The sequence below is a fragment of the Flavobacterium sp. LS1P28 genome (genome assembly GCF_003970335.1).
Classification (GTDB): Bacteria; Bacteroidota; Bacteroidia; order Flavobacteriales; family Flavobacteriaceae; genus Flavobacterium.
The window spans coordinates 46,542-65,519 of the sequence record NZ_RYDI01000013.1 but is presented as its reverse complement, the minus strand read 5'-3'; the positions used below and the strand labels follow the sequence as shown (position 1 = coordinate 65,519).

The 18,978-nt window shown below is 37.6% G+C and carries 7 protein-coding genes and 2 tRNA genes; 5 read left to right on the top strand and 4 right to left on the bottom strand.

Going from position 1 to position 18,978, the window contains the following annotated elements:
* Positions 1–3: 3 nt before the first annotated feature.
* The gene (locus EKL97_RS10930) at positions 4–9,855 is read left to right on the top strand and encodes a T9SS type B sorting domain-containing protein (RefSeq protein WP_126568864.1); all 9,852 of its coding nucleotides are present in this window, start codon (positions 4–6) and stop codon (positions 9,853–9,855) included.
* A gap of 45 nt (positions 9,856–9,900) precedes the next feature.
* A complete protein-coding gene (locus EKL97_RS10925; protein ID WP_126568863.1) occupies positions 9,901–10,860 on the top strand; it encodes a type IX secretion system membrane protein PorP/SprF in 960 nt (319 codons plus the stop codon).
* Between the two features lie 575 nt (positions 10,861–11,435).
* Here EKL97_RS10925 and EKL97_RS10920 read toward each other — a convergent pair.
* Positions 11,436–11,508: transfer RNA gene (locus EKL97_RS10920), tRNA-Met, on the bottom strand.
* Positions 11,509–11,542: 34 nt separating this feature from the next.
* Positions 11,543–11,615 (bottom strand) — tRNA-Met (locus tag EKL97_RS10915).
* A 118-nt stretch (positions 11,616–11,733) separates the two neighbouring features.
* On the opposite strand from EKL97_RS10915, the gene era reads away from it, so the two are divergent.
* A complete protein-coding gene (era, locus tag EKL97_RS10910; RefSeq protein ID WP_126452863.1) occupies positions 11,734–12,615 on the top strand; it encodes a GTPase Era in 882 nt (293 codons plus the stop codon).
* A 272-nt stretch (positions 12,616–12,887) separates the two neighbouring features.
* Positions 12,888–14,198 (top strand): ribosome biogenesis GTPase Der, encoded by a 1,311-nt coding sequence (gene der, locus EKL97_RS10905; RefSeq protein WP_126461959.1) that lies wholly within the window; start codon positions 12,888–12,890, stop codon positions 14,196–14,198.
* Positions 14,199–14,320: 122 nt separating this feature from the next.
* Here the strand turns inward: der and EKL97_RS10900 are convergent, their stop codons facing one another.
* Both EKL97_RS10900 and EKL97_RS10895 read right to left on the bottom strand, forming a co-directional pair.
* Positions 14,321–14,485: a hypothetical protein gene (locus EKL97_RS10900; RefSeq protein ID WP_233579294.1), complete on the bottom strand. Its 165-nt coding sequence runs from the start codon at positions 14,483–14,485 to the stop codon at positions 14,321–14,323.
* A gap of 112 nt (positions 14,486–14,597) precedes the next feature.
* Positions 14,598–15,350, bottom strand: coding sequence for a DUF2490 domain-containing protein (locus tag EKL97_RS10895; protein WP_126461962.1), 753 nt, complete (start codon positions 15,348–15,350; stop codon positions 14,598–14,600).
* Between the two features lie 627 nt (positions 15,351–15,977).
* Here EKL97_RS10895 and EKL97_RS10890 point away from each other — a divergent pair.
* The gene (locus EKL97_RS10890) at positions 15,978–18,800 is read left to right on the top strand and encodes a T9SS-dependent M36 family metallopeptidase (protein WP_126568862.1); all 2,823 of its coding nucleotides are present in this window, start codon (positions 15,978–15,980) and stop codon (positions 18,798–18,800) included.
* Positions 18,801–18,978 lie beyond the last annotated feature (178 nt).

Sequence of the window (18,978 nt, the reverse complement as noted above, 5' to 3'; positions counted from 1 at the left end):
CAAATGAGATTAAAAAATCACCTATTAATTGTTAAGTTATTTTTAGAGAATAGAGGTGCTTTTTCGACGCCAATTTTTGCTGTTTTACCCAGGTTTATCGGTAGAAATTGTGATGTAAAGCAAGATGATACTTTAAAATTTTTGAAAAAGACGGTTTTTTCTAAAGTAGCCTTTGCTATTTCTATGTTGTTTTTGATTACTTTTTCTTACGGACAAAATTTCAAACCGTTTTCGCCAAGGTTTGATTCTGATGTTAGGGGGAGCATGGTTATGATGGGTAATAATATCCTTGGTAAGGATAATAATCCTTATAATGTCGATTCAGGTGTTTTGTCATTCAATGAAAACATTGATATGAAATACATTGATATTGATGGTGATCCCGATACGTTTTCATCTAGCAGCGCCGATTTGATTATGCCGAATCCCCAATGTTTTAAAATTGTTTATGCAGGTTTGTATTGGGGAGCCTTATTGCAAACAGGGAGTAGATCAGATATTAATAAAATCAAGCTCAAAATTCCCGGCAGTTCGTATCAAGATGTGACAGGAGCTATTATCTATGATGCTAATGTAGCTCCTATTGGGACTAATGCAGATAAACCATATGCGTGTTATGCCGATATTACGGCTTTAGTGCAAGGCGCGACCAATCCGATAGGGACTTATACGGTAGCAAATATTACTTCAAGTTTAGGATTTAACGGAACCACAGGTCTTGCCGCGGGTTGGAATCTTATTGTGATTTATGAAGATCCTGAGAAGTCGGCGCAATCGATTACCACTTTCGATGGGTTTAGTGCGGTGAGTGATGGACAAACGACAGTTTTTGACGTTTCTGGATTTCGATCCAGGCCGGCGGGAGCGGTTAATTTAGCTTTTGGAATAGCGGGTCTAGAGGGTGATAAGGATGAGGTAGGGAGTAAATTAGAAATAAATGGGAAAGCCATAACTACGAAAGAAAGGCCATCGAATCATTTTTTCAATAGTACTATTAATAATTTGGCGGGTAATTTTACGGCAAGAAATCCCAATGGATCCAATACGTTAGGATTTGATTCTGGGATTATTAGCGTTCCTAATCCGCAGCAGACAGTTGTAGAAAACAATGCTACATCGGCAGAAATAAGTTTGCAAATGGCTCGTGGTAAACAAGGAACTTATTATTCTTATTTTAATGTATTTGCCATTGATATCATTGCACCAGAAATAGTACTAACCAAACTGGTACAGGATGCTGAGGGAAATGACGCCAGTGCAGCCAATGTGGTTTTAGGGCAGAATTTATTTTATGTGATTGGTTTTCAAAATACAGGAAATGATCCTGCTACCCAATTTACTATAAGGGATGTGCTTCCTAATAATATTATATTCAATTACCCTGCCGATATTACTTACCTGCCGCCCGGAGTTACAGCAACCTATGATAAGGCTACCAGGTCAATCACTTTTTCAATAGATAAAACATTAGTTGAGATTGGTGACCCTCGCTACGAAATACGTTTCAAAGTACAGGTTGTTCCCACTTGTAACCAATTGAGTAGTGCCTGTTCTAATGAGATAAAGAATCAGGCTTTTGCCACTTACAGAGGACTAGAGAATCCAATGTTGGTTACCGATGATCCCAGTTTGCCCTCTTATACCAATTGTAATATTACCACTGCACCAACCGCCACGAATTTTCTTGTAGGGGTTTCGGGGTGTTCTTATGGGGACAGTCAGGTATTGTGCGGAAACAATGTATTATTGACCGCATCCGATGGGTATGCTTCCTATTCTTGGTCGAGGGATCCGTCCGGAGTTCCGGAAATTGGGACAGGTCAAACTTATTTGGCCACGCAATTAGGTAAATATTATGTGCATAATACGGCAGCACCCCCTTGTTTCTTAAATATAGTCGAAGAAATAACTGTTGTACCTTTTGGGAATACTGTCACCAATCCAGTAATCCCTTTTGCCGATAATGTGGTGACCTGTTCTAATGATGGAAAATCGCTTCCGCTTATTTACTTGTGTGGAGCCAATGCTACCAGAGCAATACAATCTAATGTATCTGATGGTTCTACTATTGTATGGGAAAAATTAAATGAAGCCAGTTGCGCTGCGGTTTCAGATTCCAATTGTGCCAACGAGAATTCAGCTTGTACTTGGGCACAAGTTGGAACGGGACCCGATTATACAGCTACTGCTGCAGGTCAATACCGAATGACATTAAATTATTCCGGAGGGTGTTTTAATCGGTTTTATTTTAATGTCTATCAAAATTTATTATCCCCGACAGTCACAAAGAAGGATATTGTGTGTAGCACTCCCGGGCGCATTACGGTGGGAGGGGTTCCTTCGGACTACGAATACAGTTTGAGTCCAAAAGGCCCTTTTCAATCAAGTAATGTTTTTAATATAACAACTCAAAATTTATACACAGTATATATTCGGCAAGTGGGAGTTACCAGTAATCCTTGCTTGTTTACTGTCCCTGATGTTTTTATCCGCGAAAGAAATTTTACTGTTTCAGTGGTTGCTACAGCGCCACTTTGTAATGGAGGAAAAGGAAGTTTAAAATTGGCTGCGAATGATGTGGAACCTCAATATTTTTATAAAATATCCCAAGGGGGAGTATTAATCAACAGTGTGGGGCCCATACTTGCGAGTGATTATACATTTGCTAATTTGAATTCAGGAGTTTATGACGTTGAGGTTTCGACAGAAGACGGTTGTATTCAAGCTTTTCAAGCAACCGTTCCTGACACTTCCTCATTGACGGCCTCTGTGACACTAACTAAACCTTTAACCTGTACGGATGGGGAAATAACCGTTTATCCAGTGGGAGGAACACCTCCCTATACATATTTTGTCAATAATTCCACAAATTACGAAACTTCCCCGGTAATTGCAGTATCTACCGCAGGCATTTATACTATAGACGTTTTTGATGCCAACAGTTGTACCGCAAGAGTTTCTATTTCGGTAGCCGGAATTTCTCGTCCAACTTTTGATGTTGTAAGAACAGATCTGTCATGCTCAGATGTTGCTGGTGATGGAACTATTTCCTTAACGAACATTGTTCCGAATGGGAATGCCCTTCGATACAGTATTGACAATGGGGTTACTTTTTTAAATTCTCCCATTTTTACCGATCTTACAGCGGGAAATTATAATGTGGTCGTCGAGTATACAATTACATACGCAACAGGAACTTCAGTTTGTACAACCCCGCCGCAATCCATTACCATCGCTGTACCTATGGCTATCAAAGGAAGCAGTACATTGACCGCACCTTACACTTGTTTGCAGACAGCAATTATCGAGGCTCAAAGTGTTTCTGGAGGAACAGGTGTTTATCAGTATAGTATTAATGGAACTACTTTCCAAACGAGTAATGTGTTTACAGGATTGACAGGTGGTACTTACATGATCACAATAAAAGACGCGAACAACTGTACCTTTGTAACTAATGCGGTATCCGTTGCACCCTTAACTCCACCTACAAATTTGGATTTTTCGGCTACGGATTTGACATGTCCATCGAACACCTCAAATGTAACGCTGTCGGCAACTGGAGGTTTTGGACTTCAGATGTATAAGATAACTGCACCTGCAGGATTAGCAACACCTTATCAAGAGTCAAATGTGTTTTCCGAATTAGAACCAGGAACGTATACTTTTCAGGTAAAAGATGAAAAAGACTGTACGTATCAAGAAAGCTACAGTATTGCTTCTTTACCGACAGTAGCCGTTGTTGGCCAACTAGTCAGTAACGTACAGTGTTTCGGAACTAATACAGGTTCGGTTCGATTTACGGTTTCATCTTCAACAGGATTCACTTACACAATAAATGGAACCCCACAAGGAGTTGGTGCATCACCAATTAATTTGATTAATCAACCTGCAGGGACTTACACTATAGTGCTTACTAATACAGCTACGAATTGTACCGCCACAACATCGGTTACCATTGCGCAACCAGCAGAGGCATTATCAATGACAACTACGGTTTCCCCTATAAAATGTAATGCCAGTGGAAGTGCAGTAGTTAATGCCACAGGCGGATGGGGAGGAAATACCTATACCCTGACACAACCAGACAATACTGTTTTAGGACCACAAGCAAGCAATACTTTTACAAACCTAACTCAAGTAGGACTTTACACGGCAAGTGTTACGGATTCCAATAATTGTACACAAACTAATACATTTACTTTAAGCACGCCAACACCTCCAACAGCCAGTATTGCAGGATCAGATTTGTGTTATGACACAACGAATCAAGCTACAATAATGGTAACGGCAGGTTCCGGCGTATCCCCGTATACCTATAGTATTGATAACGGAATTAGTTATCAGGCGAGTAATACCTTTTCAAATTTAACACCAGGGAACTATACCATAATTGTAAAAGATGCTTTTGGATGTCTTTCGACACCATTGGCACAAGCTATTGCGTCGCAACTTACAGTCAATACGGTTTTAACCAAAGATTTAGATTGTAGCACACCACCAGATGCTACCATCACAGGAACTATATCAGGTGGCTATGCAGGCTTTAGTTATAAGGTTAATTTTAATAATGGTGGTTATGGTACTTCGGTACCTGTAGTAGGAAACATATTTACGTATAACACTACTACACCAGGAACGTATCAATTTCAGGTGACGGATAGCAACAATTGCCCTGCAACATCTGGAACTATTACCATTAACCCATTGGTTTCACCAGTTATAACTTCTGTGGTACAAACACAACAAATATTATGTAACGGCGATTCAACGGCTGCCATTAAAGTAAATATTGACAACACTAAGGGAACGCCAGCATTTGTAATAAATGTTAATAATGATACAACCGGTATAAATTATGGTACACAAACCTCTGGTTTACCAGCGGGTAATTATACCATAACAGTAACCGATGCTAAGTTTTGTATAGATACCAAAACAATTGAAATTGCGCAGCCAGCTCCAATAGTAGTTAATTATCACGTAGAACATATTGCTTGTGTAGCTGGTGAAATTTCTAAAGGTTCTATTATTATAGATAGTGTTACTGGAGGTTCACCAAACTATAATTATTTCGTAACAGGAAATAATAGTTATAATGCTGAGGAACTAAATAGTGGAAATACTACTTCAGAAGCTTTTAATGTAGTTGATTTTGGGTTGTATCAAATTAATGTAGTAGATATAAATGGTTGTTCTAAATTAATTCAAAATATATTAGTAGCCTCACCTCCTAATGGTTTAGGGATAACGGTAACATCACCACCAGCTGATTGTTCTACCGGTGGGCAAGCTACAGTGGCTGTGAATTCTGCATTTACAGGAAATGGACCTTTTTACTTTAGTATTTATACAGGTCCAGGACAAGCTTACCCAGCATCAGGAACGTGGTTAGCTGAAGATCCTGTAAGAAGTAAACAAACAACGTTTACTAATTTATTGCCTGGAGTTACCTATACATTTATTGTATATGATGATGTATCTAAGTGTTATTACTATCAAACAGCTGCAGTACCAATTCCAACAAATTCAACTTTAAGTGCTACAGGTATAACTTCAAACAACATTACTTGTAAAGGAAACAAGGATGGAAATGTTTCTTTTAGCGTTAAGAGCAAGTATGATTCACCTACCAATATTACGTATGAAATTTTTAATTCATTATCATTAGTCCCCACTGGTATTACAGGTTCAGGAACGATTCCTGCAAAAGGAACATTAGCAGTATCTAATTTAGGGGCTTTGCCTTACGGTACTTATTTTGTTTTAATAAAAGAAGACCTTGGAGCAACTAACGCAGGTTGTAGTCAAGTGACGACAAACTTTACGATAACAGAATCTGCTATTGATTTATCAGTTACTGCTTCAGTAATCAAAAACGCTAATTGTAATCCAAATTCCGGAGTAATTAGCGCAGTAGCCAAAAATGGAACAGCACCATATTTATTCCAATTAACAAATTCAGCAATTGCTCCTCTTTCAGGAGATCCATTGTGGGCTTCCGCTAATACATTCAATGTAAATGCTGGTAGCTATTATGCTCATGTGAAAGATGCGTACGGCTGTATAAAAACAACAGTTGTACAAATAGTTTCACAAGACCCAACACCAGTAGTTGCGGCCGTTATTGCAAATCAATGTACACCAGCCGAGGGTAATTTTGCGATAGATGTAACATTATCAACCGCAGGCACGGCACCCTATAGTTTTGCGATAGATGGAGGAGCCTTCCAAACGCAAACGGTATCATTTACAATATCTAACCTATCATCAGGACCTCATAGTGTTGAGATAAAAGATGTTAATGGTTGTGGGAATAAAGTAGACTTAACAATCTTAGCACCATTAGGATTAACGCCAACGATAAAGGCATTGCCAACATGTGCCAACAACGATGGTGCAATTACCGTAAATGCGACAGGAGGATCCGTTCCGGCAAATTATACGTATACTTTATTAGACGGTACATCCACAATTATTACAGGTCCACAACCGAGCAAAGTATTTTCGGGACTTGCTGCTGGACGTTACCAAGTGCACGTTACCGATGGAGTAACAACATGTAGTCAAAAAGTTCCAGTTGTTTTATCGGCACCAACACCAGTTACATTTACCACTTCTGTAACCAATGTAAGTTGCAAAGGTGGAAACAACGGTGTTATAGCGGTAAACCTTGGCCCGGGAATAAATGACAATCCCGTTTATACCTATGAGATTACTGGACCAACACGTGTTTTTCCTCAAACTTCAAGTATTTTCACAGGGTTAACAGCGGGAACATACACCGTACGTGTAAACTCAGGGAGAGGTTGTTCTTTCACAGATGATGTGGTAGTTACAGAGCCATTACTGGCTTTATCCGTTTCTGGAACGGCTACTCCATTTGCTTGCGCTCCGGATAATAGCAAAACGGCATCAACGGTAACCATTACGGAATTGGCAGGAAGCGGAACATCTCCTTATTTGTACAGCATAGACGGAATCAGTTATACCCTAACAAATACTTTTAGTGTAATTGATAATGGACGTAATGATGCTTTAGATATATTTGTAAAAGACGCCAATGGTTGTATCGCCAATGGTTCGGTGCCAATTACAACCCTAATTCCATTGACGGGAACTGTGAATCCGAACACTCCAATTGACTGTAATGGCACGGGTTCTATTGCTGTTTTGGCAAGTGGAGGTTCAGGTAATTACAGCTATCAATTGTTGCCAGGTGGGGTAGCTCAACCATCAAACATTTTCAACATAACAACTCCTGGAACTTATTATTTCCAAGTGAATGATACAGAAACAGGTTGTTTTATAACGACTGCAGCTTATACCGTAGCGCCATTTAACACGATTGATGTCGTTGCCACGGCAACAACACCGGTAATTTGTTTTGGTGATGCCAATGGGGTAATTAGTATTAATGTAACTGGTTATACTGGAGCTTTTGATTATGAAGTTTTTGATAATCTTGGAAGTTCGGTAGTAACCGGCTCAGGAATTGCACCGACAACCCAATTAATTCCGGGACTTTCTGCCGGTAATTTTACAGTGAATGTAACCGAAAAAATGACTCCATTTTGTGTAAAAAAATCAAATGCGGTTAAGGTGGCTTCTCCGGCTTTACCTTTAGCGGTGGTAGCTAACGAAACGGCTAATGTAACTTGTGCCAATAATCAGGGAACGATAACAGCTACAGGAACGGGCGGTTGGGGATCACTTCAATATGAATTGGTCGGAACAATCAACGTTGCATATTCTACCAGTTCTACGTTTAATAATTTGGTTGCTGGAAACTATACTGTAAATGTTAAAGATGCAAAAGGTTGTATAAGATCATCTAAGCTGGTTCAGCTTTCTGTTCCAACGCCTATCACCGTAACAGCAAGTCCAAATGTTGCTACGGTAAGCTGTAATGAAGATACAAGTGCGGTCATTACGGTAAATACAATAACAGGTGGTTCGGGGAATTATTTATATACTCTGGTTCGAACCGCTCCAGATGGTACGGTTACTAAAAATGGTCCACAGATGTCGGATGTATTTAATAATTTAGGAGCAGGAACTTATCAAGTTTTAGTATCTGATGATTGGTCCTGTTCCGGTTTTTCAAATACAATAGTTATTGCCCAGCCAACGAGAGTAACCACCAATTTAGTGGTAGCGGCAACACAAACCTGTTTGACGCAAACCAGACTTACGTTGAGTGCAAACGGAGGAACTCCTCCATACACTTTTAGTGCCGATGGTATCTCATATGGTGCGAAAACATTCGATCCATCAGTAACATTCCCTGTGGGAGTAGGAACATATCATTATTATGTTAAGGATTCAAATAATTGTGTGGGCTATTTATCTAATGATATCACGATTGATCCATTACCACTTCTAGTCATTAATTTAGACAAGACAAATGCGGTCATTAATTGTGCGGGGGATAATACAGGGGTTATTGTTGCAACAGCCCAGGGAGGTCTGGGGAATTACAGTTATACTTTATTGAATGGATCGGGCGCAATCGTGCAGGAGCCAACCGCTTCCGGTAATTTTACAGGTTTGTTTGCAGGGAATTATCAGATAAAAGTGGATAGTGGGGATTGTGCAACAGTATCCTCAATAATCACCATTACACAACCAGTTGCTCCACTGATTGCACCTTATGCAACCAAAGTGGTAACTTGTAACGGAGCCAATAACGGTATGCTAACCGTAAATGCTTCCGGAGGTACGGGTATTATTAAATATGCCATCTCCCCTAATTTGAACCAGTTTTTTGACACCAATATATTCGATAGGCTGGCACCAGGTAATTACGATGTTATTATTCAGGATGTTTTGGGATGTTATGTAAAAATCAATTTTGATATTACAGAGCCGGCACCAATAGTAGCATCTACCATTCCGGGCACCATACTTCCTGAAATTTGTTTCGGGGATAAAGACGGGGCATTTATGATTGATGTTACCGGAGGGGTTTTACCTTATGGCGTAAGTCTGGACAATCCTAACGGAACATATACCACCGGAACTGCGACACAAACGCAATTCGACTTCATCGGATTGACTGGAGGAACCCATACGGTATATATCCGGGATGCGAACGGCTGTGATATAGACTGGACTGTAGCATTGCCAGAATCGATAAAAATAAATCCAATGGCAGTTGTTGATTACAGTTGTGTGAACAATTCCGCTACTAATACGGTTACAGTAACAGTAGATGCAAGTATTAGAAACCCTGCTGATTTGGATTATTCACTTGATGGCACACCTTATCAGCCCAGCAATGTATTTACAAATGTGGCTCCAGGCGTAAATCATTTTATTGATGTGAGACATACCAATGGATGCATTCAAAGAACGATGAATTTCGATATTGCTCAGATTGATCCATTAGCAATAACTTTAAATGATGGAGGATTAAATGAAATTGTTGCGGTAACTACAGGTGGTGCCGGTGGGAATCAATATACACTTAATGGAGAGTCCTATGGAACGAAGAGTAACTTCATAGTTTACAAATCGGGGGATTATACGGTTGAGGTTACTGACACCAATGGTTGTAGCGCAACTGCAAGCCGTTACTTTGAGTTTATTGACATCGAAATACCTAATGTATTTACACCAAATGGAGATGGCAATAATGACGGGTGGGGTCCAAGTAAAACAATTAATTACCCAGATTTGGTTTTTGATATTTATGATCGGTATGGACGTAAAATCGCCACGTACAAGGAAGGACAATATTGGGATGGTAAATACAACAGTTTAGAATTACCATCAGGAGATTACTGGTATGTTTTAAAACTGCAAAATAGTAAAGATGCTCGTGAATTTGTTGGGCATTTCACCTTGTACAGATAATTATAAAAGCGGTGAACTATGTTCTCTCACAATAAAAGATTTTAAATGAAAAAAACAATAGTATTTCTTTTTCTTTTGGCTGTAACTTCGGGTTACGGCCAGGAGTTAAATTTGCCGGTTTATACGCAATATTTGGCTGACAATCATTTTGTAATATCCCCAACATTCGCTGGAATTGGAGATAATCTTAAGATTAGAGCCAATGGGTTGACGCAATGGGTTGGTATAAAGGATGCCCCGGATAATCAATCCGTGTATGCCGATTTTAGAATTGCGGATCGCTCCGGTGTTGGAATTTTATTGTATAATGATAAAAACGGGAATACCAGACAGACAGGGGCTAAAGTCTCGTTTGCCCATCATCTTATTTTAGACTATTATTCTAAGCAGTATTTGTCTTTTGGGATTTCCTACAACATCAATACTTTTAAGATTGATATTAATGAACTGGATCCTCCCTCTTATGATCCAAGCATTACGGACAACAGATTTAATTCAAATAATAACTTTGACGTCGGCGCATTGTATAGAAACAAAGACTTTTATTTAAGTTTTAATGCCAGTAATATTTTACCCAAGAATATTGATAAGTATAGGGATGTAGAGCCAAGTTTACTTTTGAATTATCAGGTTTATTCCGGATATGTTTTTAAAAGCCCTACCAATAGCAGGGTGGAGTATGAACCTTCTGTTTACTATCAACTATTTGCCAGCGATAAACGTTCCAGTACTGACGTGAATATAAAATACAGGCATTTTAATAAATATGATGATTATTATTGGGCTGGAATATCCTATCGCTTTCTTAATGATCAAGTTTTTAAACCATTAAATGTGGGGCCAATGATGGGTTTTAAGAAGTCTAATTTTTATTTTGGATATTCTTATCAAGTTACTCTTAATCAATTAGCGGTATTTAATACGGGAACTCATGTCGTTACAATTGGGCTTGACTTTCTTGCAGGCATTAGTAACTGTCCTTGCACGCAAAGTCCGGTGCACTAGTTCTAATTAATTATTAAAATGGTACAGAGAAAGTTTTGGGTTAGTAATTTTTCAAAACTTTCAATGTCATTTGATTATGGGGGTATTTTTATGGTTCGAAAAAATTAGATGTATTTACACGAAATATTTTAACATTATTAATTACCAGTAATAAATTAGTATTTGATAGATAATTTATTCTAGTCAATTAAAACTGGATCAGATGATCACTTTAAATTAGAATTGGGCTGTCAATATCTAGGAATTTGCTGTTTTGTAATTTGATGCCGAATTAAAGGAGGTTTCAGATAAAATAGAGTCGACCTCAAATAAATTATCTAACCACAAAAAACATGTAGAAAAAGTAGTTGATAAAGCTAAAAACATTAGTGTTTGCTGGGGTATAGGAGATGTCGAGAACAAAATAAGAATCCAAAATTTAGTATTTCCAGAATGATAATCCATTAGGACAGAAAATATGGAATGTCTAACCAAAAAAGTGAACGGAATTTTTGAGTTAATCTCAGTGTTTGTAGGAGTTACGGAAGGTAGTGAAAATAAAAAAACCCATCAAAATGTTGATAGGTTTCTCTTAGTAGCGGGAACTGGACTCGAACCAGTGACCTTCGGGTTATGAGCCCGACGAGCTGCCTACTGCTCTATCCCGCGATGTGCGTTTGTAATCTCAATACGATTAACTTAGTAGCGGGAACAGGACTCGAACCTGTGACCTTCGGGTTATGAGCCCGACGAGCTGCCTACTGCTCTATCCCGCGTTGTTTCGAGTGCAAATGTACAACCAAATTTAATAAATTCAAACATAAATTTTAAAAAATGTTTTATTTCGTCTATTGACTTGATATGTCTACCTTTGCACAATAAATTATATTAGAAATGTCACATAAAGCAGGTTTTGTAAACATCATAGGAAATCCAAATGTTGGGAAATCAACATTAATGAATGCCTTTGTTGGAGAACGATTGTCCATAATTACTTCAAAAGCACAAACAACACGCCATAGAATTCTTGGAATTGTAAACGGGGAAGATTTTCAATTGATCTTGTCAGATACGCCAGGAATTATAAAGCCTGCCTATGAAATGCAGGCATCTATGATGAATTTTGTGAAGTCTGCTTTTGAAGATGCTGATATCTTGATTTATATGGTCGAAATTGGAGAGCAGGATTTGAAAGATGAAGCTTTCTTTAATAAAATTATTCACGCCACAATCCCGGTTCTGCTTTTATTGAATAAAATTGATACTTCAAACCAAGTGCAGCTAGAAGAGCAAGTTGCTTTTTGGGCAGCGAAAGTTCCAAACGCAGAAATTTTCCCAATATCTGCTTTGCAGAATTTTAATGTGCCGGAAGTTTTTGGACGTATCATTGAGTTATTACCGGAATCACCGGCGTATTACCCGAAAGATCAATTGACAGACAAACCAGAACGTTTCTTTGTGAATGAAACCATCCGGGAGAAAATATTATTGAATTATAGTAAAGAAATTCCATACGCTGTAGAAATTGTTACCGAAGAGTTTTTTGAGGATGAAAATATCATCAGAATCCGTTCTTTGATTATGGTGGAGCGCGAAACTCAAAAAGGAATCATCATCGGACATAAAGGAGCTGCTTTGAAGAAAGTAGGAATGGAAGCTCGTGCCGACTTGGAGAAGTTTTTCGGAAAACAAATCCATATTGAATTGTACGTAAAAGTCAACAAAAACTGGCGTAGCAACGTTAATATGTTGAAACGATTTGGGTATAATCAATAAGTTCAGTGTTCAGTTTATTAGCGCTCAGCTCTAAAAACTTTCCGATAAATAATATTAGAATTCGAAATGCCCTAGCCCAGATGGGAACGGCATCCTTTTATGTTTTTCTTTAAAACATAAAAGATAGAGTGGACAGCTGGAAATAGCTCCTAAAAAGGCATTGAAATTTAGTTTGAAGGCGTGCAGTTAGTGTGCTTTTTTGCTGAATACTCAAAACTGGTCACTACAAACTAAAAAAAGCATACCTTTGCAAAATATTTGAAAATAGGATTATGAATAACATTGTTGCGATAGTAGGAAGACCTAATGTAGGGAAATCAACCCTTTTTAATAGGCTGATACAAAGAAGAGAAGCTATTGTAGATTCTGTTTCGGGAGTGACCCGTGACAGAAACTACGGAAAAAGCGAATGGAACGGAAAAGAGTTTTCTGTAATTGATACCGGCGGATACGTGCGTGGTTCTGATGATGTTTTTGAAGGAGAAATCCGTAAACAAGTCGAACTTGCAATAGATGAGGCTGATGTTATCATTTTTGTGGTAGATGTAGAGGAAGGAATTACTCCAATGGATGATGCCGTTGCACGATTGTTGCGTAAGGTGACAAAACCAGTTTTACTGGCTGTAAACAAGGTAGATAATTCCATGCGTGAGAAAGATGCGATTGAGTTTTACAACCTTGGTTTAGGAGAATATTATACGTTTGCCAGTATTTCAGGAAGTGGAACCGGTGATTTATTAGATGCATTAATTGATGCTTTTCCTATAAAACCAGAGCCTACGCAGGAAGAAGTTGTATTGCCTCGTTTTGCAGTGGTTGGACGTCCTAATGCTGGAAAATCAAGCTTTATCAATGCTTTAATTGGTAAAGACAGGTATATTGTTACAGATATTGCGGGAACAACTCGGGATGCAATTGATACAAAATTTGACCGTTTTGGTTTCGAATTTAACTTAGTGGATACTGCGGGTATTCGTCGTAAAGCCAAAGTGAAGGAAGATTTAGAGTTTTACTCAGTAATGCGTTCGGTTCGTGCGATTGAGCATGCGGATATTTGCATTTTGATTATTGATGCCACGCGTGGATTTGAAGGTCAGGATCAAAGTATATTCTGGTTGGCTGAGAAAAACCGTAAAGGAGTTGTAATATTAGTAAACAAATGGGATTTAGTCGAAAAAGAAACGATGTCAACTCGGGATTATGAAGCTAAAATCAGAGAAGAATTGATGCCATTTACGGATGTGCCTATTCTTTTTGTTTCGGCTTTGACCAAACAGCGTTTGTTAAAAGCATTAGAAGCAACCGTCAAAGTATTTGAAAACAGAAAACAGCATATTGCAACTTCAAAATTCAACGAATTTATGTTGAAAGTGATTGAAGCCTACCCGCCACCGGCAACAAAAGGGAAGTATGTAAAAATTAAATACTGCATGCAGTTGCCAACACCAACACCACAATTTGTATTTTTTGCTAATATGCCACAATATGTAAAAGAACCATACAAACGTTATCTGGAGAATAAAATTAGAGAAAACTGGGACTTTTCAGGCGTTCCAATCGATATTTATATTAGAGAGAAATAAAAAAAATCCCGATTTTATCGGGATTTTTTTTGCATAAAATGGATTTGAGCAATTAACGTTTTTCTTCTTCAAAAGTTTCCGTAGGATGGTCACTGTACCAATATTTGAATGTTTTTATAGTTTTAATCGTCAGCTAGAACGGTGTAAACCATAAATAGGATTAATGGTATACTTACGCAATGTCGGATCATTAAAATTGGCAAAGGAATAGTGGTTTGACATAAACCGGCAAATACAAAAACGTAAATGGTGGTAAACCACACGAGTTTAATTGCGAAATTTTTCATGGCTATATTTTTTAATTAAAGACACATCTTAAATTCTAAATATTTAGTTAATATACTTGTAATCAATACTTAAAATGTAATTATTTAGTATTTTTGTAAAAATATATACGTACTAATAGTTCTTTCGGTTCTTTTTTTGGAGTCTTATTTTATGCAATATACTGAATCGGATAATATTTCTATTGAAATAATCAATTCCGTTGGATCGCTGCTGAAAACTGTTTAAATAGCCCAATTCTAAAGCAATATTCGGATTAAAACCATATTGCAGAGCGATGTAAATTCGGTTTTGGTCAAACGTATTTTTGATGATTTTTTTTCCAAAATTAACCATTACTTCATCAGATAATATTGCTTTGACAAAGTGTTTTTCTTTTTTCCAAAAGGTATAATCCCCTTGAAGTCTATATCTGAACCTCCATGAAAACGAGGTTCCCGGCGATAAAGCAGTCTTGCTAGCGTTATGAATAAAACGTTCTTCTAATTGAAAACGTTGATGGAAAGTTACTTTACCTATGATTTTTTTCCATGTAATGTCCTGTTGCCCTCTATATTCCGGGATTTCAAAATCAAAATTAATTTCAGGAACCTGCGTGTCAACAGAGAAATAAGCAAAACCGACTCCAGTTTCCAGATGATCATTAATTTTATAACGTCCTTGAACACGAATAACATATAAATTTTCAGCAATAGGCTTTACAAAAAGACGATTGTCAAATTCAGAATGCAGAGACCACTTCTCGTTTAACGATAATTGGTTGTAATAGCGTGTCCAAAGAATACTTTGATGATCCACTATTTTGCTGCTTTGTCCTTGGCAGCCCAGTGACACAAATAAAAACAAGATAATTCTAATGGTTTTCACTAAATTTTATTTCAATTAAGGCAAATTTAAACAAAGTCTAGTATTTCTATAGGGGATATTTTATTTTATTTTTTGAAATATTTTAAAACTGGTATGCATTCAAAATAAGGTACTAACAATCTGGTTATAATTAAGTGCGTTAATGTTTTTATAAGTAATTCATCAATACTTTTTTACTTCGTTATAGTGCAGGTAAAACTTATGAAAACTTGGGTGTAGAACCTAGTGGTTTTATGTCATTTGTACTCATTGAGGCCAAGTATATAGCTGTTTAACACTGTTGCATTAGATGTGGATAGCATTTTGTAGTCTTCAAAACAGTATAAATCAGTTTGTTTTTAAAAGAAATAAAACGGATAGGTAAGTTTAGCCTTTAGTTTTAATCGCTAGAATTTTTAATCGCCTAAAATTGCCTTTTATAAACGTGTACAAATATGTTTTTGGCATTGCTGAAAAATATTTTTTTCTTTTATTTTAGTGTAATAAATTGCTATTTACCTGATTTTTTACGTTTAAATATAAATTATTAGTTTTTTATTTCAAATTATACGCTAAAATTTATTAAATCAAATTTCATAATTTACATTCGTTTTAGATTTGAATTAAGTAATTAAAAATCTGCTAATTATGAGAAACCTTTACTCTGTTTTTTTGTTTTGTTATTTTTTAACACTGAGCACCATAGGTCATGGTCAAGATAAAAAAGATATTATAAAAAACTATCTGCTTGTGAATTTTGCAAGTTTAAATTTATCTGCTACAGATGCCAATCAATTTACCATAACCAGTTATGGGACGCTTAAAAACTCGGATTATTTAATTGCGTATCTGCAACAAGAGGTAGGAGGGGTTAAAATTGCAAATACAGCAGCCACAGTGCTTTTAAAAAACAATGTGGTTACTAGTTTTAAGCATACTTTTGTGAAAAATATATACGGAAACATCAGTAGTAGCAATGCTAGTTTGACCGCAGCTCAGTCCGCACGAAAGGCGATCAGTGAGTTAGGATTGAGCAATACTGCCGGAGTTAGTGTAGTGAATTATGCTACTAAATCAGATCTTAAGCCTTCGGAGCTAGAGACAAGCAATTTTGAAGCTCCATTAAATTATTTTAAGAATTCTACCGGTACTTTCGTATTGTCCTATGAGATTATTGTTAAAGATCCAGCCTCGCATTGGTGGCAAACAAAGATCAATGCTTCTAATGGGACACTTTTAGAGAAATCCGATTTAATGATCAGTTGTAATTTTGATATACCTGTTGTAACTGATGAGAAACCTGTGAATCAAAGGAGTCACAAGAATCACAGCCATAGCTATGAAAAAGACAATCTTTTTTTTAATTTTAAAAAAGATAGTAAAAATGTTATTGTACTCGATTCGAAATCTAATGTAGCACTTTCTGCTACGGATGGATCTAAATACAATGCTTTTCCTTTGGGTGTTGAGACTCCCAATCATGGCAGCAGGACTATGATTAATAATCCAGCACGTATCGGTACACAAAAAGCAGGAAGTGCTGTCCCTTCACCGGAAGGCTGGCATGAATTTGGTGGAAAAATAGAATCCAAGACGGTTGGTAATAACGTCCAGTCCTATGAAGATGGGGGCAAGATTAACGGGCCAGCGACCGAAGATTCTTTTGCTGCGCCCAGCAGTATAGGTACGCTGAGTTTTGACTACCCTTTAGATTTAGGCAAGGCTCCGATAGCCTATCAAAAAGCTGCAATTGTCAATTTATTTGTTTGGAACAACTACATGCATGATGTTTCCTATGCCTATGGTTTTGACGAAACGAATGGGAATTTCCAGGAGGGTGATTACGATCGTTTTGCTGGACCTACCAGCGCAACCATTAATGATTGGGATGGAGATGAAGTACAGGCTGAAGCTCAGGACGGTAGTGGGCTTAATAATGCTAATTTTGGTACTTTGATTGATGGATTTGAGCCAACAATGCAAATGTTTTTATGGGGCGCATCTCCTTTTGGGGAGTTTCTTGATGTCATTCCTCCAAGTGCAACTGAACTTCGGAAATCATATGCATCCGTGCGCTTTCCATTTGTAGCTATTCCTAGAGAAGGGGATCCTTCTATTGACAGCAGATTAGTTCTTGTAGAAGATGACGGGACTCCATGGGTTTCAACTAACTCCACTCCCCCCGGTACACCAGCACAGAGTCCTGATCCTAGGGATGGATGTACAGCTTATACAGCTGCTGGTGCGGTTGCAGTTAAAGGTAAAATTGCTGTTATCATCCGTGGTAATTGTCCATTTGTTGATAAAATTACAATAGCGCAGGACAATGGTGCTATTGGTGTCATAATCATTAACAACGCTCCAAACGCTGGTCCAGTAAATGGAGGCGGTGTACCATACAAAACGATTACAATCCCCACAGTAGGTTTGTCTTTTGAGGACGGAAAGATATTACTAGACAAAATGGCAACAGAACCTGTTTTCGGTCGGTTAGTTGACAGAGGTCCTCTTGCTAATTTGATCAATAGAGATGGTGATTTGGATCAAGGAATAATTGCTCATGAATATGGGCATGGAATATCAACACGGTTAGTTGGAGGTCGAAATCGTTTTGATTGTTTATTGAGTCAAGCTTATGAAGAGCAAATGGGAGAAGGTTGGTCTGACTTTTTTGGACTTATAATGACCCAAAAAATAAACGATACCCCCGAACAAAAAAGAGGGATTGGAACCTATGTACAGTTTCAGGGTATCGAAGGGCCTGGTATACGTCCTTCTCCATATTCTACTGATATGTCAATCAATGATTATACTTATGCTGATATTGCAAATCCTGCAATAAGCGTACCTCATGGTGTAGGATTTGTTTGGTCAACTATGATTTGGGATATGTATTGGGCTTTTATCGGTAAGTATGGTTTTGATCCGGATATTTATTATGGTACAGGTGGAAATAATATGGCTATCCAATTAGTAATGGATGGTTTAAAATTAATTACATGTGGTAATGTTGGATTTGTAGAGGGAAGAAATTCAATTATACAGGCTGATGCTGTGCTCTATGGTGGTGCAAATGAATGCTTGATACGTGCGGTATTTGCCCGACGAGGGGTTGGGGCTTTAGCGCAACAAGGAACCTCAGAAAGAAGGAATGATCAGGTGGAAGATTTTACTGTTAACGTTCCTTTAATAGGGGTTTGTGGTAATTTAACCCTTTTGGACAACACAGAAATTTTATTCAGCATTTATCCTAATCCAATGAGTTCTGAGCTGTTTATCAGATCAAATAAAAATGCGGGGAAGGCTGTAGTCTCTATATTTGATATGAACGGAAGACAATTAATAGAGTCTAAAATGGACTTAGGTTTCCAATCTAGGGTAGACACGGGTAATCTGGTTCAAGGGGTTTATATTGTCACTATAAAATTAGAAGATGGTACAAGCTACAGTCAGAAGTTAATTAAAAAATAAGAACCTTCAATGGTTTTTTCAATGAGCCTATGTATATTGAACTGCCCTCAAAAAGTTAGTCGCTTTTTTGGGGCAGTTTTTTTGTATAACAAATGCCGCACAAAAAAACAGAGTATATGCTGCTTTAGAGGACAAAATAGTTCAACATTAAAGGTTTAAAAATGTAAAAGAATTAATA